Consider the following 22969-nt stretch of genomic DNA (forward strand, 5'->3'; position numbering starts at 1 on the left):
AGGCACTGCGGCGGGGTGGGCCAGGTGAGGCTCCCGGCGACCGCCACGGCCTGGACCCCGCCGGGTCCCGTGTCGGCGTACGCGCAGGCGTCGGCCACCGCCGCCCCGGCCGGTGCCGTCACCAGCAGCCAGGTCATGACCGCCACGGCCAACAGCCGCGAGGCGGGGGGGGATTGTGTGGGTTCGGGTCCGTGCACGACGAAGATCTTGATTCCATACCGATCGCCACACGCCGAGGAACCGGTGGATTGCCCCGAACGGGGGACGGGCGGCGGCACGGGCGTGACCAGGTGGACGGGTGGGACGGGAGGGGTCTCACAAGTTCCCGGAAGAATTTCGGCCGCCCGTTGAACACGCACGGGGTTCCCCTGCGTACTCCTCGTCGTGCGGCGGCGCAGCAGGGCGCTGCGACACCCTTGTGATTCTGGGGAGTTGACGATGAAGACCTCGTGGCGGAGCGCCTCGCTCGCGGTGAGCGCCGTGGCGCTGCTGGCGCTGACGACGGCATGCGGGCAGGAGACGACCCCGCCGGCGAGCAGCCAGAACGTGGGAGCCACGGCCGCCACGGGCGGCGGCTACGGCTCCGCGGGCACCGGTCTCGGCGGTGCCGACGCCGGCGCGCCGGGCCAGGAGGGCATCGGCGCGCAGACCTCCGCCGCCGGTGAGCTGTCCGTATCCACCAACGCGGAGCTCGGCAAGGTGCTGACCGACAGCGGCGGTCTGACGCTCTACCGCTTCGACAAGGACACCGCCGAGCCGGCCAAGTCCAACTGCGACGGCGAGTGCGCCAAGAAGTGGCCGCCGGTCCCCGCCGACGACGCCGAGGCCGGCGCCGGCATCGACAAGGCCCTGCTCGGCTCGGTCACCCGGTCCGACGGCACCAAGCAGCTCACCGTCGGCGGCTGGCCGGCGTACCGCTTCGCCAAGGACATCAACGCCGGTGACGTCAACGGCCAGGGCGTCGGCGGCACCTGGTACGCGCTCGCCCCCGACGGCAAGAAGGCGCAGGACGGCACCGGCGCGCAGACCAGCGACCTGCCCGGCCTGTCCACCCGCAAGGACCCCAAGCTCGGCGAGATCGTCATCGACGGCAACGGGCACACGGTCTACCGCTTCATGAAGGACTCGCCCTGGCCGATGAAGACGGCCTGCACCGGTGAGTGCCTGAAGAAGTGGCCGGTCATCAAGCCCGTGGACGCCAAGGACACCAAGGGCATCGACCTGAAGGGGTCCGGCCCCCGCGGTCAGGGCTACGTGGTCTTCGACCGGCCCGACGGGATCAGGCAGCAGACGATCGACTGCGTGCCGATCTACACCTTCGCCGGGGACAAGAAGCCCGGCGACACCAACGGTCAGGGCGTCGGCGGCACCTGGTACGCCATCCGTCCCGACGGCAAGCCGGTCGGCGCGTCGGAGAAGTGAGGATCAGACCTCCCCAGGGTTGATCCACGCGCACGGCCCGGTCCGCCCCCTGAACCCACCGCTCAGGGGGCGGACCCCTGTGCCGTCACGGGCCGGGCCGGTTCGACCGGATTCCCCTGCTTCACGGCTCTGTGGAATGCTTCGGTGGTTTTCACGGGAAGTGCGGGGCGTGCCGACGCGGCACGTGCCAGCGGCAGTGACCGGGAACGGATGGTCAATTTCCGTTTCCGCTCGCTCCATTGGCGGGCGATCAGTAGCCTCAGCTCGAACACCGGATCGCCTACGCGTTGGAGAGTCAGATGGAGCGTCCCGCCTGGGCCCCACGGAACATCGACATCTCGGTCCCCAGCGTCTCGCGCATCTACGACTACTACCTGGGCGGTTCGTACAACTTCGAGGTCGACCGGGAAGCGGCCCGCAAGGCCATGGAGTTCATGCCGGGTCTGCCCAAGATCATGCAGGCCAACCGGGCGTTCATGCGGCGTGCGGTGCGCTTCGCCGTCGGCGAGGGCGTCACCCAGTTCCTCGACATCGGCTCCGGCATCCCGACGTTCGGCAACGTCCACGAGGTGGCCCGCGCGGCCGACCCCGGAGCGCGCGTGGTGTACGTCGACCACGACCCGGTCGCCGTCGCCCACAGCGAGGCCGTCCTCGCCGGTGACGAGGGCACGGGCGTCGTCGCCGCGGACCTGCGCAAGCCCCAGGAGATCCTGGCCAGTTCCGAGGTCGAGCGCCTCATCGACCTGAACCGGCCGGTCGCCCTGCTCCTCGTTGCCATACTGCACTTCGTGGAGGACGAGGACGACCCGTACGGAGCGGTGGCCGAACTGCGCGACGCGCTCCCGCCCGGCAGCATGCTGGTGCTCACGCACGCCTCGTACGAGGGCATCCCGCTGTCCGAGGAGAGGGCCAAGGGCACGGTCGACGTGTACGAGGGCATCCGCAACCCGCTGATCATGCGTTCGCGCGACGGGATCGCGCGGTTCTTCGAGGGGTACGACATGGTGGAACCCGGACTGGTGCCGATGCCGCTCTGGCGTCCGGACACCGCACCGGAGGACGACGACCGATGGGCCTTCTCCGGGTTCGCCGGCGTGGGGCGTACGGCGTGAGCGGGGGGCTCGACGAGCCGGAGGACAGACTGCGCCGGTTCGCGACGATCTGGAGCCGGGCCGTCTTCCCGGTGACCGCGACGTCGTCGACCCGGCCGGAGTTCGAGGCACAACTGCTGCCGCTCGCCCGGCGGTTGAGCGACGCCCTCAAGGCGCGGGCCTTCGACGCCGACGAGGGCAAGGCGGTCGGCGCGGCTCTGGTCGGCGTCCACTGCACCGACCCGGAGGCGCTCAGCCGCTCGCTGGACTGCGTCGAGGCCTACCTCGTGCTCTACTGCGGCGGCGACGGCGACCAGGAGGACCTGCGGGCCCGCTCGGCCCGGCTCCAGCACGCCATGGCCGCCGGGTACGCCCAGGCGCTGCGCGCGCGCACCCTCGCCGAGCAGGAGGCGATCTCAGCGGCCGCGCTCAAGGCCCAGGGTGTGGTCGCCCAGGCCCTGCACGCCACCGAGGCGCGGTTCCGCGCGGTCTTCGAGGGCGCGGCCATAGGGATCGGCATCGCCGACCTGGACGGCAACATCCTCCAGGTGAACGGCGCCCTGCTGCGGATGTTCGGCATCTCCGGGCAGACCATGCAGACCCGCAACGTCCTGGACTGGACCCATCCCGAGGACGCCCCGCAGACCTGGAAGCTCTACGAGGAGCTGGTCCGCGGCGAGCGCGAGCACTACCACCTGGAGAAGGCGTTCTACCGTCCCGACGGGACCGTCCTGTGGACCAACCTCACGGTGTCGCTGCTGCGGGACGCCGACGGAACCCCGCAGTACCAGCTGGCCCTGATGGAGGACACCACCGAGCGCCGCCTGCTCAATCTGCGGCTGCGCTACGAGGCCACCCACGACGCCCTGACCGGGCTGCCCAACCGCACCTTCTTCTTCGAGCGTCTGGAGAAGGCCCTGGCCGCCGGCGAGGGGCAGCGCTTCGGCCTGTGCTACCTCGACCTGGACGGCTTCAAGACCGTCAACGACAGCCTCGGCCACGCGGCCGGCGACAGGCTGCTCGTCGAGGTCGCCGACCGGCTCCAGTCCTGTGCCACCCGGCCCGGCGAGATGGTCGCGCGGCTCGGCGGCGACGAGTTCGTCGCCCTGACCACCGGCCCCGACACCGAGCGCCAGGTCGACGAGCTCGCCTCCCGGATCATGAACGCGCTGCTCGCGCCGATCAGCGTCGACGGCCGGGAGCTGACCGTGCGCGGCAGCATCGGCGTCGTGGAGGGGCCGGCCGGGGAGCGCAGCGCGGCGGAGGTGCTGCGCAGCGCCGACATCACCATGTACCGGGCCAAGTCGGCGGGCGGCAACCGCTTCGAGCTGGCCGACCCGGAGGCCGACGCCCGCGCCATCACCCGGCACGGGCTGACCACGGCACTGCCGACCGCCCTGGACCGGGGCGAGTTCTTCATCGAGTACCAGCCGCTGGTCCACCTCGGCGACGGCAGCGTGCGCGGCGCGGAGGCCCTGGTGCGCTGGCTGCACCCGCAGCACGGCATCCTCGGCCCGGACCGGTTCATCCCGCTCGCCGAGCACACGGGCCTCATCGTGCCGCTCGGCCGGTGGGTGCTGGAGCAGTCGGTGCGCCAGGCGCGCGCCTGGCGGGAGCGGTACCACGACGGCGGCCCGCTCCGTATCAACGTCAACCTGTCGCCCTGCCAGCTCACCCACCCCGGTCTGGTCCAGGACACCGTCGACATCCTGGAACGCGCGGGCGTGCAACCCGACGCGCTCTGCCTGGAGGTCACCGAGTCGGCGCTCATCGGCGCCGACGACGCCCTGCTCAAGCCGCTGCGCCGGCTGGCCGAGATGGGCGTCGACATCGCCCTGGACGACTTCGGCACCGGCTACTCCAACCTCGCCAACCTGCGCCGGCTGCCGGTGAGCGTCCTCAAGCTGGACCGGTCGTTCACCCAGAGCATGCAGCGGTTCCCCGCCGACCCCGTCGACCTCAAGATCGTCGAGGGGATCGTCTCCCTGGCGCACAGCCTGGACCTCGCGGTGACCGTGGAGGGCGTCGAGACCGGCGCCCAGGCCGAGCAGCTGCGGATACTGGGCTGCGACACCGCGCAGGGCTGGTACTACGCCCGCCCCGGCCCGCCGGACCGGCTGCACGAACTGGCACTGGTCGACGCGACGGGGTGAGCCGCGCCGGGTGCGCCGGGCAGGACGGCAGGGTGCCCGGCGGCCCGGCCCCGCGTGGTCGGATAGCGTGACGAGCGAGACGGCGGCGCCGCGTCCGGGCAGCCGCCGGGAAGGCGGGGTCCGGTCATGCGTGACAGGCCGATCGATCTGGACCTGCGCAAGGTGCGCTACTTCGTGGCGGTCGCCGAGCGCCGGCACTTCGGCCAGGCGGCCGTCGCCCTGCACGTCACCCAGCCCGCCCTGTCCCGCCAGGTACGCCAGCTGGAACACGAGTTGCGCGTCGAGCTGTTCACGCGCAGCACCCGCGAGGTCGCCCTGACCCCGGCCGGCGAGCAGTTCCTGCGCGACGCCAAGGCCCTCCTCGCCGCGTCCGAGTCCGCGCAGGAACGGGCCCGCCGTATCGGCGCCGGCAACGACGCGCTGGTCGTCGGGTTCATGCTCGGCACGGACGTCGGGCCGGCGCTCAACGCGTTCTCCGCGCGCTTCCCCCACGTCTCCGTCGAACTGGTGCGTCTGCGCTGGTGGAGCCAGGCGCGGGCCCTGCTGGACGGGAGCGTCGACGTGGGGTTCGTCCGGCCACCGCTGGAGACCGACGGCGTGGACCTCCTGCCGCTCTACACCGAGCGCCTGAGCGCCGTCCTGCCCGCCGGCCACCCACGGGCGCGGGACGGCGAGGTCGCCGTCGCGGACCTCGCCGGCGAGCCCGTCCTGGAGTACGCCGAGGCGAGCGAGGCGTGGTCCGCCGTGTGGAACGCCGACCCCCGGCCCGACGGCACCCGCCCCGACCACGGTCCGGCCTTCCACGACATGGAGGAACTGCTGGGCTACGTCCGGGGCGGGCGCGGGATCGCCTTCGTACCGGGGGCCGCGGCGGCCGCGTTCCCCCGGTCCGACATCGCCTACGTGCCCGTCACCGGCGTACCGCCCGGGCAGGTCTCCCTGGCCTGGCCCGCCCGGCGTCCCTCGCCGGTCGTGACCGGCTTCGTCGAGACGGCCCGCGCCGCCGTCGCGGGCCGGGCCGGCGCGTAGAGCTGCGGCGCCTGGACCTGCGGCGATGCCGGCTGGGCATCAATGGCGCCGGGACCGGCATTGGACGGGCCGGTGACGAGCTCCAAGACTCGGAAGGGCCAGGACGAACCACCGGCGTCCTTCCCCCCGACCTTCCTTGGAGCCCGCGATGCGTGCTGCCGTAGCCACCGGCGCCAACCTCCCGCTCACCCTCGACGACCACGACGTCCCGCACCCCGCCGCCGGCGAGGTCCTCGTCAAGGTCACCGCCTGCGGTGTCTGTTTCTCCGACCTGAGCCTGCTGCGCGGCCACTACCCCTTCGCCCGGTTCCCCGTGATCCCCGGGCACGAGATCACCGGCGTCGTCACCGCCGTCGGGGAGGGCGTCACCTTCCCCGAGGTCGGCACGGCCGTCGGCGGCCAGTTCCTGTACGACTCCTGCGGCCACTGCGACTACTGCGTGCGCGGCGACCAGATCCTGTGCCCGCGCAAGCGGATCACCGGGGTGGTGACCGACGGCGGTTATGCCGAGTACGTGCTGCTCAAGGCCGGGTTCGCGACCCCGCTGCCGGACGGCCTCGACCCGGTCGCCGCGGCCCCGCTGATGTGCGCGGGCCTGACCGCCTTCAACGGGCTGCGGCAGGCAGGCGCGACGGCGGGCTCCCGTGTCGCGGTCGTCGGGCTGGGCGGCGTGGGTGCCCTCGCCGTGCGCTACGCCGTCGCGATGGGCGCGCGGGTGGCCGTGATCGGCCGCTCCCGGCGCGGCGAGGACCAGGCGAAGGCGCTGGGCGCCGACCTGTTCGTCGCCACCGGCGAGTCCGACCCGGCCGAGGCGCTGAAGGCGTGGGGCGGCGCCGACGTCGTCCTGAACGCCGCCCCCTCCACCGAGGCGGCCGCCGCCACCCTCGGCGGTATCGCGCCCGACGGCACCCTGCTGCTGCTCGGCTACGGTCCCGAGCCGCTGACCCTGCCCACCCAGCCCATGATCCTCAACCGGCTGCACGTGGTCGCCTCGCCGTCCGGCTCCCCGCACGACCTGCGCGACACCCTCGCCTTCTCGGCGGCCCACGACATCCTCCCCGAGGTCACGCCGATCACCCTCGACCAGGCGCCGGGCGTCCTCGACGCGATGGCCGACGGCTCGGCCCACGGCCGCAGCGTGATCACCTTCGGCTGACCGGCCACCTCTCGTCCCACCCCGCCCCGCAAGGAGACCGCCATGCCCTCCACCGTCCTCGTCACGGGTGCCTCCAGTGGCTTCGGCGCCCTGACCGCCCGCGCCCTCGCCGACGCCGGGCACACCGTCCACGCCGGCATCCGCCAGACCACCGGCCGCAACGCCCCGGCCGTCGCCGACGCCCGCGCCTACGCCGAACGGCACGGCGTCGACCTGCGCCCCCTCGAACTCGACGTGTCCAGCCAGGACTCCGTGGACGCGGCCGTCGCCGAGGCCGGCCGGATCGACGTCGTCGTCCACAACGCCGGGCACATGGTGCTCGGCCCGACGGAGTCCTTCACCCCGGAGCAGATCGCCGAGATCTACGACACGAACGTCGTGTCCACCCAGCGCCTCAACCGGGCCGTGCTCCCGCAGATGCGGGAACGGAGGGACGGCCTCCTGGTGTGGGTCGGCTCGACCAGCACCTACGGCGGCACCCCGCCGTATCTCGGCCCCTACTTCGGCGCCAAGGCCGCCATGGACCACCTGGCCAAGAGCTACGCGGTCGAACTGAGCCGCTTCGGCATCGACACGGCCCTCGTCGTCCCCGGCTCGTTCACCTCCGGCACCAACCACTTCGCCCACGCGATGCACCCCGAGGACACGGCCACCGCCGAGGCGTACGACGCCCTGTACGGCGGGCTCATGGACGACGTGGGCAAGGCGCTCGCGGCCCTGGCCCCGGCCGACGCCGACGTCCGGGAGGTCGCCCGCGCCATCGTCCGTGTCGTCGGCGCCCCGAAGGGCGAACGGCCGTTCCGGACGACGATCGACCCGGCCGACGACGGCTCCGAGCGGGTCAGCGACGTCGCCGACGCCGTCCGCGCCGAGTTCTACCGGCGTATCGGCATGCCGGACCTCCTGACCGTCCGCGGCTGACGCGGCGTACGGCGGCACGTCGGGCGGGTGCGTGACCGCGGTCCGGGCGGCGGGCCGGCCCCGGAGGCGGCAGCATGACCGTGGGGGCCCCGGGTCCGATCGGAGTGTGGAACAGCATGAACACGGAACTGCAGGGCAGGACCGCCGTCGTCACCGGAGCGAGCAAGGGCATCGGACTGGCGGTCGTGGAGGCGCTCGCCCAGGCCGGCGCCCGGGTCGTGGCCGGCTCGCGCACCGCCTCCGAACGGCTGGAGAGCCTCGTGGAGGAAGGCTCGGTGACCTGGGTGCCGGTCGACCTCGCCGAGCCCCGGGCGGCCGAGGAACTCGTCGCCGCGGCGGGCGGGCGCATCGACGTCCTGGTCAACAACGTCGGCACGGCGCCCGCCCGCACCGGCGGCTTCCTGTCGGTCACCGACGAGGACTGGCGGCGCACGATCGACCTCAACCTGCTCGCCGCCGTACGGGTCACCCGGGCCGCGCTGCCCGTGATGCTGGACGCCGGCGACGGCTCGGTGATCACGGTCGGCTCCGTCAACGCCACCCTCCCGGACCCGCTGGTCATCGACTACAGCGCGGGCAAGGCCGCCCTGGTGGCGTTCTCCAAGGCGCTGTCGAAGGAGGTCGGCCCGAGGGGCATCCGGGTCAACACCGTCAGCCCGGGCCCGGTCGAGACGGAGCTGTGGCTGGGCGGCGGGGGAGTGGCGCGGACGGTCTCCTCGTCCGCTGGCATCACCGCGGAGGAGGTGGTCGCCCAGGCGTCCAAGGCCACCGTCACCGGCCGCTTCTCCCGGCCCGCCGAGATCGCCGACCTCGTGCTCTTCCTCGCCGGCGACCACGCCCGCAACATCACCGGCAGCGATCTGATCATCGACGGAGGCTTCATCCCCACCTGGTGAGCGCCGGACGGGCCCGGGGCGCTCACCGCTCCAGCAGCATCCGCTGCAGCTCCCGCGCGGCCCGCGGCGGTGCCACGTCGCTGCGGTGGGCCAGCGCGATCGTCCGGTGCAGCCCGGGCCGGGCCAGCGGGGTGACCCGCAGCCCTCCGCCCGACCGCGCCGCCACCATGCGCGGGACGACGGCCAGGCCGAGCCCCGCCCTGACGAAGCCCAGCACCGCGTCCATCTCGCCGCCCTCGACCGCGAAGTCCGGTTCGAAGCCCTCGGCGCGGCAGGCCGCCACCGTCAGCTCCCGCAGGTCGTAGCCGTGCCGGAACATCACGAGGCGCTCGCCCTCCAGGTCGGCGATGCGCACCGCGCGCCGCCCGCCGCCCGGCCGCGGGGCCTCCGGTGAGGAGACGACGACCAGGTCCTCGCGCAGCAGTTCCACCGTCGTCAGCGCGGGGGACGGCGTCGGCAGGGGCAGGACGACGAGGGCGAGGTCGAGGGCGCCGCGTGCCAGCTCACGCACCAGGTCGTGCGAACCGCCCTCCTCGATGAGCAGCTGGATGCCCGGGTAGCGGTCGTGGAAGGCGCGCAGCACGTCCGGGAGCAGACCCGTGCACAGGCTCGGGGTGGCGCCGAGCCGGACCCGGCCCCGGCGCAGCTGCACCAGTTCCTGCACCTCGTGCCGGGCCGTGTCGGCGTCGGCCAGGATGCGCCGGGCCAGCGGCAGCAGGGCCTCCCCGGCGTCCGTCAGCGTGATGTTGCCCCGGGCCCGCAGGAACAGGTCCGCGCCCAGCTCCCGCTCCAGGGCCTTGATCTGTTGCGACAGCGAGGGCTGCGCCACGTGCACCAGATCGGCGGCGCGGGTGAAGTGCCGGGTCTCGGCGACCGCCACGAAGTACTGGAGCTGCTGGAACTGCATACGTCCATCATAGGGTGCAGCTATCGAAACGAGGCGCACCATGTCTTGGACCGATCGGGCCGTTCGGCCCTAGCGTCCTTCTCATGGCTCTGGCAACGCGGACGGACCGACGGCCGTCCTTCGCGCGCACGGTGTGGGACTCGACCGTCGGCAAGAAGACCGTGATGGCGGTCAGCGGACTGATCATGCTGCTGTACCTGGTCGTCCACATGATCGGCAACCTGAAGATCTTCTTCGGCGCCGGCGACTTCAACCACTACGCGCACTGGCTGCGCACCGTCGGCGAACCGTTCATGCACTACGAGTGGACGCTCTGGATCATCCGCGTGGTCCTGGTCGTCGCCGTCGTCGCCCACGCGGTCTCGGCGTACCAGCTCAGCCGCCGCGACATCAAGGCCCGCCCCAGCAAGTACGTCCACAAGAAGCCGCGCGCCTCCTACGCCACGCGTACCATGCGCTGGGGCGGCGTCATCCTCGGCCTCTTCATCGTCTGGCACCTCCTGGACCTGACGACCGGCACCGTGCACGCGGGCGGATTCCAGGAGGGACGCCCGTACCAGAACGTCGTGGACACCTTCTCCACCTGGTACGGCAACGTCATCTACATCGTGGCGATGCTCGCCGTCGGCCTGCACATCCGGCACGGCTTCTGGAGCGCCGCCCAGACCCTCGGCGCCGGCAGCCGCACCCGCGACCGCGCCCTGAAGGCCACGGCCAACGTCCTCGCGCTGCTGCTCACGGCCGGCTTCATCGCCGTACCCGTGGGCGTCATGACCGGAGTGGTGAGCTGAACATGACCTACCCCGACTACACGGCCTACACGACCGGCGAGCCCGTCGCCGACGCCAAGGCCCCCTCCGGCCCCGTCGCCGAGCGCTGGGACACCCGCCGCTTCGAGGCCAAGCTGGTCAACCCCGCCAACCGGCGCAAGCACACCGTCATCGTCGTCGGCACCGGCCTCGCGGGCGGCTCCGCCGGGGCGACGCTCGCCGAACAGGGCTACCACGTCGTCCAGTTCTGCTACCAGGACTCCCCGCGCCGCGCCCACTCCATCGCCGCGCAGGGCGGCATCAACGCCGCGAAGAACTACCGCAACGACGGCGACTCGATCCACCGCCTCTTCTACGACACCGTCAAGGGCGGCGACTTCCGCGCCCGCGAGTCCAACGTGCACCGCCTCGCGCAGATCTCCGTCGAGATCATCGACCAGTGCGTCGCGCAGGGTGTGCCGTTCGCCCGCGAGTACGGCGGCCTGCTCGACACCCGCTCCTTCGGCGGCGTCCAGGTCTCCCGCACCTTCTACGCCCGCGGCCAGACGGGCCAGCAGCTCCTGCTGGGCGCCTACCAGGCGCTGAGCCGGCAGATCGCCGCGGGCAACGTCGAGATGCACCCCCGTACCGAGATGCTCGACCTGATCGTCGTCGACGGACGGGCACGCGGGATCGTCGCCCGGGATCTGATCACCGGGAGGATCTCCACCTACTTCGCGGACGCCGTCGTCCTCGCCTCCGGCGGCTACGGCAACGTCTTCTACCTGTCGACGAACGCCATGAACTCCAACGCGACCGCCGTCTGGCGGGCGCACCGGCGCGGCGCGTACTTCGCCAACCCCTGCTTCACCCAGATCCACCCCACCTGCATCCCGCGCACCGGCGACCACCAGTCCAAGCTGACCCTGATGAGCGAGTCGCTGCGCAACGACGGACGCATCTGGGTGCCCAAGGCCAAGGGCGACACCCGCCCGCCGCACCAGATCCCCGAGGACGAGCGCGACTACTACCTGGAGCGCATCTACCCGTCCTTCGGCAACCTGGTCCCGCGGGACATCGCCTCCCGCGCCGCGAAGAACGTCTGCGACGAGGGCAGGGGAGTGGGCCCCGGCGGCCAGGGCGTCTACCTCGACTTCGCCGACGCGATCCGGCGCATGGGCCGCGAGGCCGTCGAGGCCAAGTACGGCAACCTCTTCGACATGTACCAGCGGATCACCGACGAGGACCCGTACCAGGTGCCCATGCGGATCTACCCCGCCGTGCACTACACGATGGGCGGCCTGTGGGTCGACTACGACCTCCAGACCACGATTCCCGGCCTGTTCGCGATCGGCGAGGCCAACTTCTCCGACCACGGGGCCAACCGCCTCGGCGCCTCCGCCCTGATGCAGGGCCTCGCCGACGGCTACTTCGTCCTGCCCGCCACCATCAACGACTACCTCGCCCGCAACCCCCACCACGAGCCCGTCACCGACGACCACCCCGCCGTCCAGGAGGTGCTGGCCGAGACCGAGGACCGGCTGAACCTGCTGCTCGCGGTGGACGGCGACCGCACCCCGGACTCCTTCCACCGCGAACTCGGCGAACTGATGTGGGAGTTCTGCGGCATGGCCCGCACCGACGCCGGACTGCGCAAGGCCTTGGAGCGCATCCCCCAGATCCGCGACGAGTTCTGGCGCCGCATCAAGGTCCCCGGCACCGGCGAGGAGTTCAACCAGTCGCTGGAGAAGGCCAACCGCGTCGTCGACTACCTGGAGCTCGCCGAGCTCATGTGCCTCGACGCGCTGCACCGCACCGAGTCCTGCGGCGGCCACTTCCGCGAGGAGTCCCAGACCCCGGACGGCGAAGCCGCCCGCAAGGACGACGAGTTCGCCTACGCGGCCGCGTGGGAGTTCACCGGCACCGGCGAGGCTCCGACCCTGCACAAGGAAGACCTGGTCTTCGAGTACGTCCACCCCACCCAGCGGAGCTACGCATGAAGCTCACCCTGCGCGTCTGGCGGCAGAAGAACGCCGAAGCCGAAGGCGCCATGTCCACGTACGAGGTGGACGGCATCTCCACCGACATGTCCTTCCTGGAGATGCTCGACACCCTCAACGAGGAGCTCATCCTCAAGGGCGAGGACCCCGTCGCCTTCGACCACGACTGCCGCGAGGGCATCTGCGGCGCCTGTTCGCTCGTCATCAACGGCGACGCCCACGGGCCCGAGCGGACCACGACCTGCCAGCTGCACATGCGGTCCTTCGAGGACGGCGACACGATCGACATCGAGCCGTGGCGGGCCTCGGCCTTCCCGGTGATCAAGGACCTCGTCGTCGACCGTTCGGCGTTCGACCGGATCATCCAGGCCGGCGGCTACATCACCGCGCCGACCGGCGCGGCCCCCGAGGCGCACGCCACCCCCGTGCCCAAGCCCGACGCCGACCTCGCCTTCGAGCACGCCGAGTGCATCGGCTGCGGGGCGTGCGTGGCGGCCTGCCCCAACGGCGCGGCGATGCTGTTCACCTCCGCCAAGGTCAACCACCTGAACGTGCTGCCGCAGGGCGCCCCCGAGCGCGAGACCCGCGTGCTCGACATGGTGGCCCAGATGGACGAGGAGGGCTTCGGTGGCTGCACCCTCACCGGCGAGTGCGCCACCGCCTGCCCCAAGGGCATCCCGCTGATGTCCATCACCAGCATGAACAAGGAGTGGCTGCGGGCCACCCGGAAGGCCAAGCGGTAACACCCCCGGGGCACGGCCCCGTCACGAGACGTTCGCCGGCAGGTGCGGACGGGCGGGACCGGGAGAGGTGCTCCTCCCGGTCCCGTCTGGTGTTCCCGGGGTCACCGGCCGGGATCGGCGAGGAGCGGGCCCAGCGGGCCGAGGTCCAGGTTCAGGTCGGCGCGCCGCAGCCCGTGCTGCGCGCACAGCTCGTCCATGCGTTCGTCCAGCAGCATCAACGCGGTGCCGAGCCTGTCCTCCTGCTCGGCGCTGAGCGTGCCCTCGTCGAAGCGGCGCACCGCCTGCCGTTCCATCAGCTGCCGCAGCAGCTCCACCACGGTCAGGACCAGCGCCGCCAGATCGTTCGTGACCCGCTCCGGATCGAGGTCCACGGCATGGGCGCGGGGCGCGGTCACAGCGGCCCGCTGTCCGGCCAGGGCGCGGGCACCCGCTCGCTCACCGACGCCAGCAGGGCGTGCAGCGAGATCCGCACCAACGGCACGTCGGCGATGGCCAGCACCAGGTCGCCGCTGACCACGACCCCGGTCGCCAGCACCCGGTCCAGCAGGTCGACCAGGGGCACCCCGACGGGCGCGTACGGGTCCGGGCCGTCCCACGGCACCGGGGTCCGCGCGTCGCCCGTCGCCACCACCGGCGCCGTCATGCGACCACCTCCACCGTGCCGGTGCCCGCGGTCGTGTCCAGCCGGGCGAAGGAGTACGGGATCCAGGGCCCCGACACGATGACCTCCAGGCCGGTGGCCCCGGCCTCGCGGGCCAGTCTTCCGACGGCCCGCACGAACTCCTCGCGCCGCGCGTCGTCGACCAGATAGGCGGCGTTGAGCAGTTGCGGGACGCTCGTGCCGGTCAGCCGCTCGCTCTGCGGCCGGTGCCGGGTCGCGGCGACGGCGTGAGCCCGCAGCTCCCGGTCGACGGCGTGGGCCCGGGCCAGGGACTGCTCGCGCGTCTCCCGTTCGGTGCGCCGGCGGGCGCTGGCCCGGCGCAGGTACGACCGCCCGTCGGCCGCGCCCTCCCCGTCGGCGGCACCCCCGGCCGTCGGGCCGTGCACCTTCACCGCCCACTCCGTACGGTCGCGCAGCCGCTCCAGCAGCGCCCGCAGGGACGCCTCCCGGGCGGTCACGGCCCGCACCGCGTTGCCGTCGTCGAGGTACAGCGTCGCCATCGGGAGCGGGACGACGGGGCCCGCGCCCGCCGCCTCCACGCCCCGGTGGTGGGCGCGGGCGCAGCGCTCCAGCGCGTCCGGCCGGTTCAGCCGTTCAGCCAGCGCCTCCTCGCCGTACTCCGTCGCCGGCACGTCCTGCACGACCAGGTGGAACTCACCCGCGGCCAGGGTGCGCAGGGGGCCGCCGCCGTCGTGGCCCGGCGTCCGCGCGAGCACGTCCGGGGGCACCGGGGAGTCCGTCACGGCGAAGACGCAGAGGAGGGTGCGGGGTTCCGCCGCCGTCGCCCGGCCGGCCGGGAGCGTGCTCATCGGGCCACCTCCGCGGAGTCGGTGTCGGTATCGGGGTCGGAGTCGGTATCGCGGTCGGAGTCGGTATCGGGGTCGGTGCCGGGGCCCCCCAGGGCCTCCAGGCGGGCGCGCAGCCGGGCGTTCTCCTCGGTGAGCGCGTCCCGCGCGACGCGTGAGGACAGCGCCGGGTCCGTCTCCCACCAGTCGATGCCCGCCTTCTTCGCGGTCTCCACCGAGGCGATGAACAGGCGCAGCCGGATGGTCAGCAGCTCGATGTCGAGCAGGTCGATCTTGATGTCGCCGGCGATGACGATGCCCTTGTCCAGCACACGCTCCAGCAGATCCGCCAGGCTTCCGCCGGCGGGCCCGGCCGGCTGCGGATCCAGGCCGGACGGCCACGTGGAGAGGTCGGTCACCGGGCGCCTCCGTGCGGCGGGAGCCCGCCGTGGCGGACGGGATCGCCGAGGCGCGCGAGCAGCCGTTCCTCCTCCGCCTCGAAGGCCGCCTCGTCGATGAGGCCCTCGTCCAGGTCCCGGTTCAGCGCCGCCAGCCGGGCCTGCACCCAGCGCGGGTCGCACGCCTGGCGCTCGGCCTCCCGGCGCAGCTGCTCGGCGACCCACAGCGTGCCGCGCACCGGAGCCACGGGCAGCAGCAGGATCTCGGTCAGGAGTCCCATCGGGTCACCGCCCGGCCGGAGCGGACGGCGGGTCCACGAAGCTGTAGCAGGGCAGTGGCCCGGTGAGGCTGAGCGTCAGCCGGTCGCCCACGGCGCCGGCCCGCTCGGTCACGGCGTCGCGGAACCGCTGTTCGTCGGCGGAGCGAACCAGGAACGACGTGCTCAGCACCCGCTCGTCGTCGACCGGGCCCTGCGCGGTGCGCACCGCGAGCGGGACCAGCCGGGCCAGCACCTCCCGTGCCGCGCCGCGGGCCTCACGCGCGACCCCCTTCGCCAGGGCCTCGCCGAGGCGTACGTTTGCCTCGTAGCCGGGACGCTGCCGGGTCCGCCGGGCGAGCGCCCGCAGAGAGCCGTCCCGGCGTACGAGGTCCGCGAAGTGCCCGGGCACGACGACGCCCTTCACGTTCATCTCGACGCAGCCGCGCACGGCGTCCAACTGGTCCGCGAGATGCGCCCGGTGCGTGCGCAGCCGGTCGAGCAGTTCCTCCGGGCCGGAACTGAGCGCGGCGAACCGCATCGGCAGCACCGGGCCCTGCGCGGCGAGCTCGGTCAGCACCGCCTGGTGGGCGGTCAGGTCCCGGCGCCGGGCCATGAGGGAAGCCGGCGCGTCCGAGACGGCCGCGCACAGCCCGGACCCGGTCAGCAGCCGCACCGGCGCCCCGGCCACCCCTGGGGTGCGCGGGGGGCGGGCTCCCTCGGGTGCGATGCCGTAGACGTACAGCGTGCCGGCGGCGGTGGTGGGGGCGGCGGTGGCCGTCACGGTCACTCCTCCTCGGCCGCGCGGCGCCTCGGCCGCGGGCGGTCGTCGTCACTGCGGCGCTTGCGGGCGGGCCGGCGGGCGGGTTCGGCGGCCTCCTCCGCCGCCTCCTCCTCGGGTGTCTCGTCGTCCGGGCTGAGGACGTCGCGCACCTTGTCGGTCAGGGAGCGGGCGGTGCGCTTGGCGCCGGCCTTGCCGATCGTCTTGGCGACCGGCCCGCCGAACAGTTCCGGCACGGTCTTGGAACGCGGGTCGCGCTCCAGGTCGAGGCGGTTGCACGCCTCGGCGAAACGCAGATAGGTGTCGACGCTGGCGACCACGATGCGGGCGTCGATCTTGAGGATCTCGATGCCGACCAGTGAGACGCGCACGAAGACGTCGATCACCATGCCGCGGTCGAGGATCAGCTCCAGTACGTCGTAGACGTTGCCGGCGCGAGGTGCGCAGACGATCTCGTCGCTGTTGACGGTCATGCGGGAGGTCCTTCCCGTCGGGCGGTCGCGCGCGCGGTCATTGGTCCTGGGCGCCGCGCCGGTACCGTGCGATCCGCCGGTACTGCTGCAGTTCGCCCCCCTGGTCCAGCTCCACCTGGTAGGTCGCGAGCAGACTGGTGGTGTCGGGGATGCGCGCCAGTTCGAGCACGTCGACGTCGACGACCCAGCCGCCGTCCTCGCCGCGGCACACCGCGGACACCCCTTCGAGGGGATGCCCGATCAGCTCCGTCAGCGCCTCGGCGGCACTGCGGGCGGCCCCTCCGGCCCCGCGCACGGTGCGCCGGCGGGTGGCGGACGAGGCGGAGCCCTTGCGGCGCTCGCCGGTTCCCGATTCGGTCATGGACCCCACTCTCGCCAACGCGGGCCCGACCCGCGCCCGCAGCTAGGCCGTCCGGGCCCACCCGCCCGGCGCGAGCCGTTCAGCCACCCCACACCCCCGCTCCCCGCGCCCGACACGCACACGTCAGCCGCGATCGGGAGAACAGGGTCGGCGCACCGCGCGACACCGCACAGGCGTCCCCACCCCGCCGCACCGGCCCCGTGACCAGGAGAGAGCCATGACCGGCGCTTCCACGCTCGCCCGTCCCCCGCAGCCCACGGCACCCACCCGCTACACCGTCCGGCTCGCCCGCGACGAGGAGGACGTCCGCGCCGCCCAGCGGCTCCGGCACGACGTCTTCGCCGGAGAACTGGGGGCCGCGTTGTCCACCCCGGTGCCCGGGCACGACATCGACGCCTTCGACGCGTACTGCGACCATCTGCTCGTCCACGAGGAGTCGTCCGGTCAGGTCGTCGGCACCTACCGGCTGCTGCCGCCCGAGCGGGCCGCCGTCGCCGGACGGCTGTACTCCGAAACCGAGTTCGACCTCACCGCGATCGACGCGATCCGCCCGGACCTGGTCGAGGTCGGCCGGTCCTGCGTCCACCCCGGCCACCGCGACGGCGCCGTGATCGGCCTGATCTGGGCGGGCATCGCCCGCTACATGGTGGACCGCGGCCACGAGTGGCTGGCGGGCTGCTGCTCGATCCCGCTCGCCGACGGCGGCACGCTCGCCGCCGCCACCTGGGACCGGGTCCGCACCCGGAACCTCGCCCCCGAGGAGCACCGCGTACGGCCGCTGCGTCCCTGGCGGCCTGCCGGCCCGGCGCCCGTCCGCCGCGTCGAACTCCCCGCCCTGCTGCGCGGATACCTGCGCCTGGGCGCCCAGGTGTGCGGCGAGCCCGCCCACGACCCCGAGTTCGGGGTGGCCGACCTGTACGTGCTGCTGTCGATGCGCCGGATCGACCCGCGCTATCTGCGGCACTTCCTCTCCCTCGTCCCGGCGTGACGGCCCCGGCGGGAGGAGAGGCGGCCGCCGCGCACGCGGCCGAGGCCGGGACCTTCTGGCGGCCCGGCGCCCCCTGCACCCCGCGGACCTGCGTCGAGCGCGCCGCACGGACACGGGCCCTTCCGTGGGCCGTCCTGCGCCTGACCGCCCTGCTGGTCCTGCTGGCCGCCGGAGTGACCGTGCGTCTGGTCACCGCGTCCCTCGGCATCCGCCTGCCGCCGGGCCCGGTCCGCCGCTGGTGCCGCTGGGTGGTCCGGGCCGCGGGCGTGCGGGTCCGGATCGGCGGCGAGGCCGTACCGGCCGCCGGTGTGCTGATCGTCGCCCGGCACGTCTCCTGGCTGGACGTCCCCCTGCTGGCCGCCGTCCGCCCGGCACGGATGCTCGCCAAATCGGAGATCCGCTCCTGGCCGGTCGCCGGCCGACTGGCCGCTCGCGGCGGCGCCCTGTTCATCGACCGGGACCGGATCCGCGCGCTGCCCGGCACGGTCGCCCGTGTCGCCGGACACCTGCGCTCCGGCCATGCGGTCGCCGTCTTCCCCGAGGGCAGCACCTGGTGCGGCCGGGCCGGGGGCCCCTTCCGCCCGGCCGCCTTCCAGGCCGCCCTGGACGCGGACGTCCCCGTCGTGCCCGTGCGCCTGCGCTACCGGGTCCCCGGCGGCCCGCCGGCCACGATCCCGGCCTTCGTCGGCGACGACACGCTGGCCCGCTCGGTCTGGCGGGTGGTCCGGGCACGGGGCCTGAGCGCGGAGGCGGAGGTACGGGCGCCCCTCGTGCCGGGCCCGAGGACCGACCGCCGCACGCTGGCCAGGGCGGCCGAGACGGAGACGGGGGCACCGGGGGACGCCGTCCTCGCCGGCACGGCGGTCCCGGCAGGAGACGGCGTCCCCCGCGGGGGAGTCACAGCATGACGCGCGCCAGATACGGTGCCGTGGCGCTGTCCGCCGTCGCCGCCACCTCGGCCGGGGTGCCGGCGGCCACGACGCGGCCGCCCGCGTCGCCGCCGCCCGGGCCCAGGTCGATCACCCAGTCGGCGCCCGCGACGACCGACATGTCGTGCTCGACCACGACCACGGTGTTCCCGGCGTCGACCAGGCCGTGCAGCTGACGCATCAGCACCTCCACGTCGGCCGGGTGCAGTCCGGTCGTCGGCTCGTCCAGGAGGTACAGCGTGTGCCCGCGCCTGCCGCGCTGCAGCTCGCTCGCCAGCTTGATGCGCTGGGCCTCGCCGCCGGACAGCTCGGTCGCGGGCTGGCCGAGCCGGAGATAGCCGAGACCGACGTCGAGGAGCGTGGCGAGACTGCGGGCCACGGCCGGGGTGTCCGCGAAGAAGTCCGCGGCGGCCTCGACCGTCAGGTCCAGCACCTCGGCGACAGTGCGCCCCCGGTACCGGACCTGAAGGGTCTCCGCGTTGTAGCGGGCGCCGCCGCACTCCGGGCACGGGGCGTAGGTGCTCGGCAGGAACAGCAGCTCCACGCTGACGAACCCCTCGCCCTGGCAGGTCTCGCAGCGTCCGCCCGCCACGTTGAAGGAGAACCGCCCGGCGCCGTACCCCCGCGCACGGGCCTCGTCGGTCGCCGCGAACACCCTGCGCACCACGTCGAACAGCCCGGTGTAGGTGGCGAGGTTGGAGCGCGGGGTACGGCCGATGGGCCGCTGGTCGACCGAGACGAGCCGGCCCACACCCGGCAGCTTCTCGGTGATCTCCCCGATCAGCGTGGACTTGCCCGACCCCGACACCCCGGTGACGGCCGTGAACACGCCGAGCGGGAACGTGGCGGTCACCCCGCGCAGGTTGTGCCGGGTGACCGGGCCGACCGTCAGCCGGTCCCGTGCCGTGCGCACCGGGCGCGGGGCGGCCGGGGCGTCCTCGAACAGGAAGCGGGCCGTCGCCGAGTCGGCGACCGACGCCAGCTCCGCCACCGGCCCGCTGTGCAGCACCCGCCCGCCGTGCTCCCCGGCCCGCGGCCCGACGTCCACCAGCCAGTCGGCGCCGCGCATCACGTCGAGGTGGTGCTCCACCACGAACACCGAGTTCCCGGCCTCCTTCAGCCGGGCCAGCACCCGCAGCAACGCCTCCGTGTCCGCCGGGTGCAGACCCGCCGACGGCTCGTCCAGGACGTACACCACACCGAACAGCCCGGACCGCAACTGCGTGGCGAGCCGCAGCCGTTGCAGCTCGCCCGCCGACAGTGTGGGCGTGGCCCGGTCCAGGCTCAGATAGCCGAGGCCCAGCTCGACCACGGGCGCGATCCGTGCCCTCAGGTCCCCGGTCAGCACCCGCGCGGTCTCCGACGCGCCGCCGTCCAGCGTCTCCGCCAGCTCCACGAGCGGCAGCGCGGCCAGCTCGGCGATCGTCCGGCCCGCGAAGGTCACCGCCAGCGCCTCCGGCCGTAGCCTGCTGCCCCCGCACACCGGGCAGGGCGCGGCGGTCAGGAACCGCTCCGCCCGGGCCCGCAGCGTCGCGCTGCGCGAGTCGGCGAACGTCTTCATGACGTACCGGCGGGCACTCATGTACGTGCCCTGGTACGGGCGTTGGATACGGTCGGCGTCGCGCACCGGGTGGACCGTGACGACGGGCTGCTCGTCGGTGAACAGGATCCACCGCCGCTGCTCGGCCGGCAGCTCCCGCCACGGCCGGTCGACGTCGTAGCCCAGCGCGTCGAGGATGTCGCGCAGGTTCTTGCCCTGCCAGGCGCCCGGCCACGCTGCGATCGCGCCGTCCCGGATGGACAGCGACGGGTCGGGGACCAGCGACTCCTCGGTCGTGCGGTGCACCCGGCCCAGCCCGTGGCACTCCGGGCACGCCCCGGCGGCGGTGTTCGGCGAGAAGGAGTCCGAGTCGAGGCGCTCCGCCCCCGGCGGGTAGTCGCCGGCCCGGGAGAACAGCATCCGCAGCGAGTTGGACAGATTGGTGACCGTGCCCACCGAGGACCGCGACGTCGGCGCGGAGCGGCGCTGCTGGAGCGAGACGGCGGGCGGCAGCCCGGTGATCTCCCCGACCTTCGGCGCGCCGACCTGATGGATCAGCCGGCGGGCGTACGGCGCGACCGACTCGAAGTAGCGGCGCTGCGCCTCGGCGTAGATCGTGCCGAAGGCCAGCGACGACTTCCCGGAGCCGGACACTCCGGTGAAGACGGCCAGCACGTCGCGCGGGACGTCGACGTCCACCCCCCGGAGGTTGTGCTCGCGGGCCCCGCGGACGCGGACGAAGGGGTCGTGCGGGGAGTGCATGGCGCGGTGCTCCGGGAGGACGGCGAGGACAGGGCTCCTCAGCCTAGGTCGTGTCGCAAAGTCCCGTCGTTCGCCCGTAGGGCGTGCCGGGCGCCGGGCTTTGCGGACACGACCTGGGCAACCAGCTCCCGGGCCGCCCGCCGCGTCAGGCGTGGACGATCCGGGCCAGCCGCCGGTAGGAGTCCACGAGGGCGTCCCGGTCGTGGGTGCTGGTCGTCACCAGCACCTCCTGGGCGCCCGTCTCCTTCAGCAGTGTCTCCAGCTCGTGCGCCACCTGCTCCTCGGTGCCCACGACATGCCCGGTCAGCCCCCGCTCGTAGAACTCGCGCTCCCGGCCGGTGAGGGACAGCGTCTCCACCCGCTCGGCGGGCGGCAGCGGCGGGAAGGTGCCGTGCGTACGGGAGTACGCCATCGACCACGCCTCGGGCACCAGCAGCCGGCGCGCCTCGTCGGGCGTGGCGGCCACCGCGACGGTGCCGGAGATCACGACGTACGGCTCGGCCGCCCACTCCGAGGGCCGGAACCGCTCCCGGTACCGGTCGACGCCGCGCCGCATCCGCTCCCGGTCCCGCAGGTCCCCGATCACCATGGGCAGCCCGGCGCGGGCCGCGATGTCCGCGCCCTCGCCCATGGCCAGCACGAACGGCGGCACCGTCAGACCCTCCGGGGGCCGGGCGTGCACCCCCGTGGGCGAGGTGCCGCGGAACCAGCCCAGCAGCTCCTGAAGCTGGCCCGCGAAGTCCTCCGCGTCCTCCTTGTCCCGGCCGAGCGCCCGGCGCACCCCGCCGGTGAACCCGACCGAGCGGCCCAGCCCCATGTCGATGCGGCCCGGGAACAGCGACTCCAGCACGCCGAACTGCTCGGCCACCACCAGCGGCCGGTGGTTGGGCAGCATGACCCCGCCCGTGCCGACCCGGATCGTGCGGGTCGCACCGGCCACGGCGGCGGCCAGCACGGTCGGCGCCGAGCCGGCGACACCGGGCACCCCGTGGTGCTCCGACACCCAGAAGCGGTGGTAGCCGAGCTCCTCGGCCACCCGCGCCAGCCGCACGGTGTCCCGCAGCGCCTCCGGCGCGGTGTGCCCCTCGCGGGTGCGGGAGCGGTCGAGGACGGAGAAGCGGGTGGCGGCGATCACGGAGCTCATACAGGGTTCAACACCGGACGGCACGGGAGATTCCTGCCCGCCGGGTCCGGCGCCACGGCGGGCCGTACCCTGGCGGACGTGACCGACAGCAGCCGACGTCCGCTCGCCGTGTTCGACCTGGACAACACCCTCGCCGACACCGGGCATCGCCAGCACTTCCTGGAGCGCAGGCCACGCGACTGGGACGGCTTCTTCGCGGCCGCGCCCCAGGACCCGCCGCTGGAGGAGGGGATCGCGCTGGCCCGGGAGCACGCGCGGGAGTGCGACATCGTCTACCTGACCGGCCGGCCCGCGCGCTGCCGGCGGGACACGCTCGCCTGGCTCGCCGCGCACGGCCTGCCCGACGGGGACCTGCGCATGCGGCGCGACGACGACCGCAGGCCCGCCCGGCGCACCAAGCTGGAGACGCTGCGCCGCCTCGCCCGCACCCGCGAGATCCGGGTCGTGGTCGACGACGACGAGCTGGTGTGCGAGGACGCCGAACGGGCCGGCTTCCCGGTCGTCCGCGCGCGCTGGACCGCCCCCTCCGCGGCGCTGGAGGAGGCGCAGGAGCGCGACGGACGGACCTGAGGCGAGGACCCCTACTCGGAGTCCTCCAGCCGGAACCCGACCTTCATGGTCACCTGCCAGTGCGCGATGTCACCGCCGTCGAGCTGGCCGCGTACATCGGTCACCTCGAACCAGTCCAGGTTCCGCAGGGTCTGCGAGGCCCGCGCGATGCCGTTGCGGATGGCCTGGTCCACGCCGTCGGGCGAGGTGCCGACGATGTCCGTGACCCGGTAGGTGTGGTTCGACATGTAGGTGCTCCTCTCACACGCGTCAC

At 73.5% G+C, this 22969-nt stretch carries 25 protein-coding genes; 13 read left to right on the forward strand and 12 right to left on the reverse strand.

Features of this window, described 5'->3' with window-relative positions; translation table 11 throughout:
* Window positions 1-438 precede the first annotated feature (438 nt).
* From ADL34_RS24255 to ADL34_RS24285, 7 genes are all read left to right on the forward strand, one after another.
* On the forward strand, window positions 439-1422 hold the full coding sequence (locus ADL34_RS24255) for an SCO0930 family lipoprotein (protein WP_062671758.1): 984 nt from the start codon (window positions 439-441) through the stop codon (window positions 1420-1422).
* A 299-nt stretch (window positions 1423-1721) separates the two neighbouring features.
* The gene (locus ADL34_RS24260) at window positions 1722-2534 is read left to right on the forward strand and encodes an SAM-dependent methyltransferase (RefSeq protein ID WP_062671756.1); all 813 of its coding nucleotides are present in this window, start codon (window positions 1722-1724) and stop codon (window positions 2532-2534) included.
* Complete coding sequence (locus ADL34_RS24265) at window positions 2492-4666, forward strand: putative bifunctional diguanylate cyclase/phosphodiesterase (RefSeq protein WP_062671754.1); 2175 nt, start codon at window positions 2492-2494, stop codon at window positions 4664-4666. The genes ADL34_RS24260 and ADL34_RS24265 overlap by 43 nt, the downstream gene beginning before the upstream one ends.
* A gap of 126 nt (window positions 4667-4792) precedes the next feature.
* On the forward strand, window positions 4793-5695 hold the full coding sequence (locus ADL34_RS24270; RefSeq protein ID WP_062671751.1) for a LysR family transcriptional regulator: 903 nt from the start codon (window positions 4793-4795) through the stop codon (window positions 5693-5695).
* Between the two features lie 148 nt (window positions 5696-5843).
* Window positions 5844-6851, forward strand: a complete 1008-nt coding sequence (locus tag ADL34_RS24275) for an alcohol dehydrogenase catalytic domain-containing protein (RefSeq protein WP_062671749.1) — start codon at window positions 5844-5846, stop codon at window positions 6849-6851.
* A 42-nt stretch (window positions 6852-6893) separates the two neighbouring features.
* Window positions 6894-7772 carry an SDR family oxidoreductase gene (locus ADL34_RS24280; protein ID WP_062671747.1) on the forward strand — a complete coding sequence of 293 codons (879 nt, stop codon included), beginning with the start codon at window positions 6894-6896 and terminating at the stop codon, window positions 7770-7772.
* Window positions 7773-7888: 116 nt separating this feature from the next.
* Window positions 7889-8668, forward strand: a complete 780-nt coding sequence (locus tag ADL34_RS24285; RefSeq protein WP_062671764.1) for an SDR family NAD(P)-dependent oxidoreductase — start codon at window positions 7889-7891, stop codon at window positions 8666-8668.
* A 22-nt stretch (window positions 8669-8690) separates the two neighbouring features.
* On the opposite strand, the gene ADL34_RS24290 is transcribed toward ADL34_RS24285, so the two are convergent.
* Window positions 8691-9575, reverse strand: coding sequence for a LysR family transcriptional regulator (locus tag ADL34_RS24290; RefSeq protein WP_062671745.1), 885 nt, complete (start codon window positions 9573-9575; stop codon window positions 8691-8693).
* 83 nt (window positions 9576-9658) lie between these two features.
* Between ADL34_RS24290 and ADL34_RS24295 the strand changes: the two genes are divergently transcribed.
* From ADL34_RS24295 to ADL34_RS24305, 3 genes are read left to right on the forward strand one after another with little or no spacing between them, the layout of a single operon-like run.
* A complete protein-coding gene (locus tag ADL34_RS24295; RefSeq protein WP_062671743.1) occupies window positions 9659-10366 on the forward strand; it encodes a succinate dehydrogenase in 708 nt (235 codons plus the stop codon).
* Between the two features lie 2 nt (window positions 10367-10368).
* Complete coding sequence (locus tag ADL34_RS24300) at window positions 10369-12324, forward strand: fumarate reductase/succinate dehydrogenase flavoprotein subunit (RefSeq protein ID WP_062671741.1); 1956 nt, start codon at window positions 10369-10371, stop codon at window positions 12322-12324.
* On the forward strand, window positions 12321-13067 hold the full coding sequence (locus tag ADL34_RS24305; protein WP_062671739.1) for a succinate dehydrogenase/fumarate reductase iron-sulfur subunit: 747 nt from the start codon (window positions 12321-12323) through the stop codon (window positions 13065-13067). Before ADL34_RS24300 ends, ADL34_RS24305 begins: the two co-directional genes overlap by 4 nt.
* 101 nt (window positions 13068-13168) lie before the next feature.
* Here the strand turns inward: ADL34_RS24305 and ADL34_RS24310 are convergent, their stop codons facing one another.
* The 8 genes from ADL34_RS24310 to ADL34_RS24345 are packed head-to-tail and all read right to left on the reverse strand — an operon-like array spanning window position 13169 to window position 16783.
* Window positions 13169-13462 carry a gas vesicle protein K gene (locus ADL34_RS24310; protein WP_062671737.1) on the reverse strand — a complete coding sequence of 98 codons (294 nt, stop codon included), beginning with the start codon at window positions 13460-13462 and terminating at the stop codon, window positions 13169-13171.
* Entirely contained in the window at window positions 13459-13710 is a 252-nt protein-coding gene (locus ADL34_RS24315; RefSeq protein WP_199835628.1) for a gas vesicle protein, read from the reverse strand. The genes ADL34_RS24310 and ADL34_RS24315 overlap by 4 nt, the downstream gene beginning before the upstream one ends.
* Window positions 13707-14537: a GvpL/GvpF family gas vesicle protein gene (locus tag ADL34_RS24320; protein WP_062671735.1), complete on the reverse strand. Its 831-nt coding sequence runs from the start codon at window positions 14535-14537 to the stop codon at window positions 13707-13709. Before ADL34_RS24320 ends, ADL34_RS24315 begins: the two co-directional genes overlap by 4 nt.
* Entirely contained in the window at window positions 14534-14932 is a 399-nt protein-coding gene (locus ADL34_RS24325) for a gas vesicle protein (protein WP_062671733.1), read from the reverse strand. The genes ADL34_RS24320 and ADL34_RS24325 overlap by 4 nt, the downstream gene beginning before the upstream one ends.
* On the reverse strand, window positions 14929-15192 hold the full coding sequence (locus ADL34_RS24330; RefSeq protein ID WP_062671731.1) for a gas vesicle protein GvpG: 264 nt from the start codon (window positions 15190-15192) through the stop codon (window positions 14929-14931). The genes ADL34_RS24325 and ADL34_RS24330 overlap by 4 nt, the downstream gene beginning before the upstream one ends.
* Window positions 15193-15196: 4 nt before the next feature.
* Window positions 15197-15958, reverse strand: coding sequence for a GvpL/GvpF family gas vesicle protein (locus ADL34_RS24335; protein ID WP_062671729.1), 762 nt, complete (start codon window positions 15956-15958; stop codon window positions 15197-15199).
* A complete protein-coding gene (locus tag ADL34_RS24340) occupies window positions 15955-16422 on the reverse strand; it encodes a gas vesicle structural protein GvpA (protein WP_062671727.1) in 468 nt (155 codons plus the stop codon). The genes ADL34_RS24335 and ADL34_RS24340 overlap by 4 nt, the downstream gene beginning before the upstream one ends.
* A 37-nt stretch (window positions 16423-16459) precedes the next feature.
* Complete coding sequence (locus ADL34_RS24345) at window positions 16460-16783, reverse strand: gas vesicle protein (protein WP_062671725.1); 324 nt, start codon at window positions 16781-16783, stop codon at window positions 16460-16462.
* Between the two features lie 217 nt (window positions 16784-17000).
* Between ADL34_RS24345 and ADL34_RS24350 the strand changes: the two genes are divergently transcribed.
* Window positions 17001-17771 carry a GNAT family N-acetyltransferase gene (locus ADL34_RS24350; RefSeq protein WP_062671723.1) on the forward strand — a complete coding sequence of 257 codons (771 nt, stop codon included), beginning with the start codon at window positions 17001-17003 and terminating at the stop codon, window positions 17769-17771.
* Window positions 17768-18679 carry a lysophospholipid acyltransferase family protein gene (locus ADL34_RS24355; protein ID WP_063892360.1) on the forward strand — a complete coding sequence of 304 codons (912 nt, stop codon included), beginning with the start codon at window positions 17768-17770 and terminating at the stop codon, window positions 18677-18679. Before ADL34_RS24350 ends, ADL34_RS24355 begins: the two co-directional genes overlap by 4 nt.
* Here ADL34_RS24355 and ADL34_RS24360 read toward each other — a convergent pair.
* The gene (locus ADL34_RS24360; RefSeq protein ID WP_062671721.1) at window positions 18669-21002 is read right to left on the reverse strand and encodes an ATP-binding cassette domain-containing protein; all 2334 of its coding nucleotides are present in this window, start codon (window positions 21000-21002) and stop codon (window positions 18669-18671) included. The two genes, ADL34_RS24355 and ADL34_RS24360, sit on opposite strands and share 11 nt — an antisense overlap.
* Window positions 21003-21147: 145 nt before the next feature.
* Complete coding sequence (locus ADL34_RS24365) at window positions 21148-22146, reverse strand: LLM class flavin-dependent oxidoreductase (RefSeq protein WP_062671719.1); 999 nt, start codon at window positions 22144-22146, stop codon at window positions 21148-21150.
* Window positions 22147-22224: 78 nt separating this feature from the next.
* Here ADL34_RS24365 and ADL34_RS24370 point away from each other — a divergent pair, with 78 nt between their 5' ends.
* Entirely contained in the window at window positions 22225-22716 is a 492-nt protein-coding gene (locus ADL34_RS24370) for a hypothetical protein (RefSeq protein WP_062671717.1), read from the forward strand.
* A gap of 11 nt (window positions 22717-22727) precedes the next feature.
* On the opposite strand, the gene ADL34_RS24375 is transcribed toward ADL34_RS24370, so the two are convergent.
* Window positions 22728-22943 (reverse strand): dodecin, encoded by a 216-nt coding sequence (locus tag ADL34_RS24375; RefSeq protein ID WP_062671715.1) that lies wholly within the window; start codon window positions 22941-22943, stop codon window positions 22728-22730.
* Window positions 22944-22969 lie beyond the last annotated feature (26 nt).

This window comes from Streptomyces sp. NRRL WC-3605, assembly GCF_001509795.1.
Classification (GTDB): domain Bacteria; phylum Actinomycetota; class Actinomycetes; order Streptomycetales; family Streptomycetaceae; genus Streptomyces; species Streptomyces viridochromogenes.

Coding starts and splice junctions, on each gene's coding strand:
- ADL34_RS24375 (WP_062671715.1), bottom strand. CDS start 22,943: ATGTCGAACCACACCTACCGGGTCACGGACATCGTCGGCACCTCGCCC.
- ADL34_RS24300 (WP_062671741.1), top strand. CDS start 10,369: ATGACCTACCCCGACTACACGGCCTACACGACCGGCGAGCCCGTCGCC.
- ADL34_RS24340 (WP_062671727.1), bottom strand. CDS start 16,422: ATGACCGTCAACAGCGACGAGATCGTCTGCGCACCTCGCGCCGGCAAC.
- ADL34_RS24265 (WP_062671754.1), top strand. CDS start 2,492: ATGGGCCTTCTCCGGGTTCGCCGGCGTGGGGCGTACGGCGTGAGCGGG.
- ADL34_RS24260 (WP_062671756.1), top strand. CDS start 1,722: ATGGAGCGTCCCGCCTGGGCCCCACGGAACATCGACATCTCGGTCCCC.
- ADL34_RS24330 (WP_062671731.1), bottom strand. CDS start 15,192: ATGGGACTCCTGACCGAGATCCTGCTGCTGCCCGTGGCTCCGGTGCGC.
- ADL34_RS24290 (WP_062671745.1), bottom strand. CDS start 9,575: ATGCAGTTCCAGCAGCTCCAGTACTTCGTGGCGGTCGCCGAGACCCGG.
- ADL34_RS24280 (WP_062671747.1), top strand. CDS start 6,894: ATGCCCTCCACCGTCCTCGTCACGGGTGCCTCCAGTGGCTTCGGCGCC.
- ADL34_RS24315 (WP_199835628.1), bottom strand. CDS start 13,710: ATGACGGCGCCGGTGGTGGCGACGGGCGACGCGCGGACCCCGGTGCCG.
- ADL34_RS24255 (WP_062671758.1), top strand. CDS start 439: ATGAAGACCTCGTGGCGGAGCGCCTCGCTCGCGGTGAGCGCCGTGGCG.
- ADL34_RS24360 (WP_062671721.1), bottom strand. CDS start 21,002: ATGCACTCCCCGCACGACCCCTTCGTCCGCGTCCGCGGGGCCCGCGAG.
- ADL34_RS24285 (WP_062671764.1), top strand. CDS start 7,889: ATGAACACGGAACTGCAGGGCAGGACCGCCGTCGTCACCGGAGCGAGC.
- ADL34_RS24270 (WP_062671751.1), top strand. CDS start 4,793: ATGCGTGACAGGCCGATCGATCTGGACCTGCGCAAGGTGCGCTACTTC.
- ADL34_RS24345 (WP_062671725.1), bottom strand. CDS start 16,783: ATGACCGAATCGGGAACCGGCGAGCGCCGCAAGGGCTCCGCCTCGTCC.
- ADL34_RS24305 (WP_062671739.1), top strand. CDS start 12,321: ATGAAGCTCACCCTGCGCGTCTGGCGGCAGAAGAACGCCGAAGCCGAA.
- ADL34_RS24295 (WP_062671743.1), top strand. CDS start 9,659: ATGGCTCTGGCAACGCGGACGGACCGACGGCCGTCCTTCGCGCGCACG.
- ADL34_RS24365 (WP_062671719.1), bottom strand. CDS start 22,146: ATGAGCTCCGTGATCGCCGCCACCCGCTTCTCCGTCCTCGACCGCTCC.
- ADL34_RS24320 (WP_062671735.1), bottom strand. CDS start 14,537: ATGAGCACGCTCCCGGCCGGCCGGGCGACGGCGGCGGAACCCCGCACC.
- ADL34_RS24275 (WP_062671749.1), top strand. CDS start 5,844: ATGCGTGCTGCCGTAGCCACCGGCGCCAACCTCCCGCTCACCCTCGAC.
- ADL34_RS24350 (WP_062671723.1), top strand. CDS start 17,001: ATGACCGGCGCTTCCACGCTCGCCCGTCCCCCGCAGCCCACGGCACCC.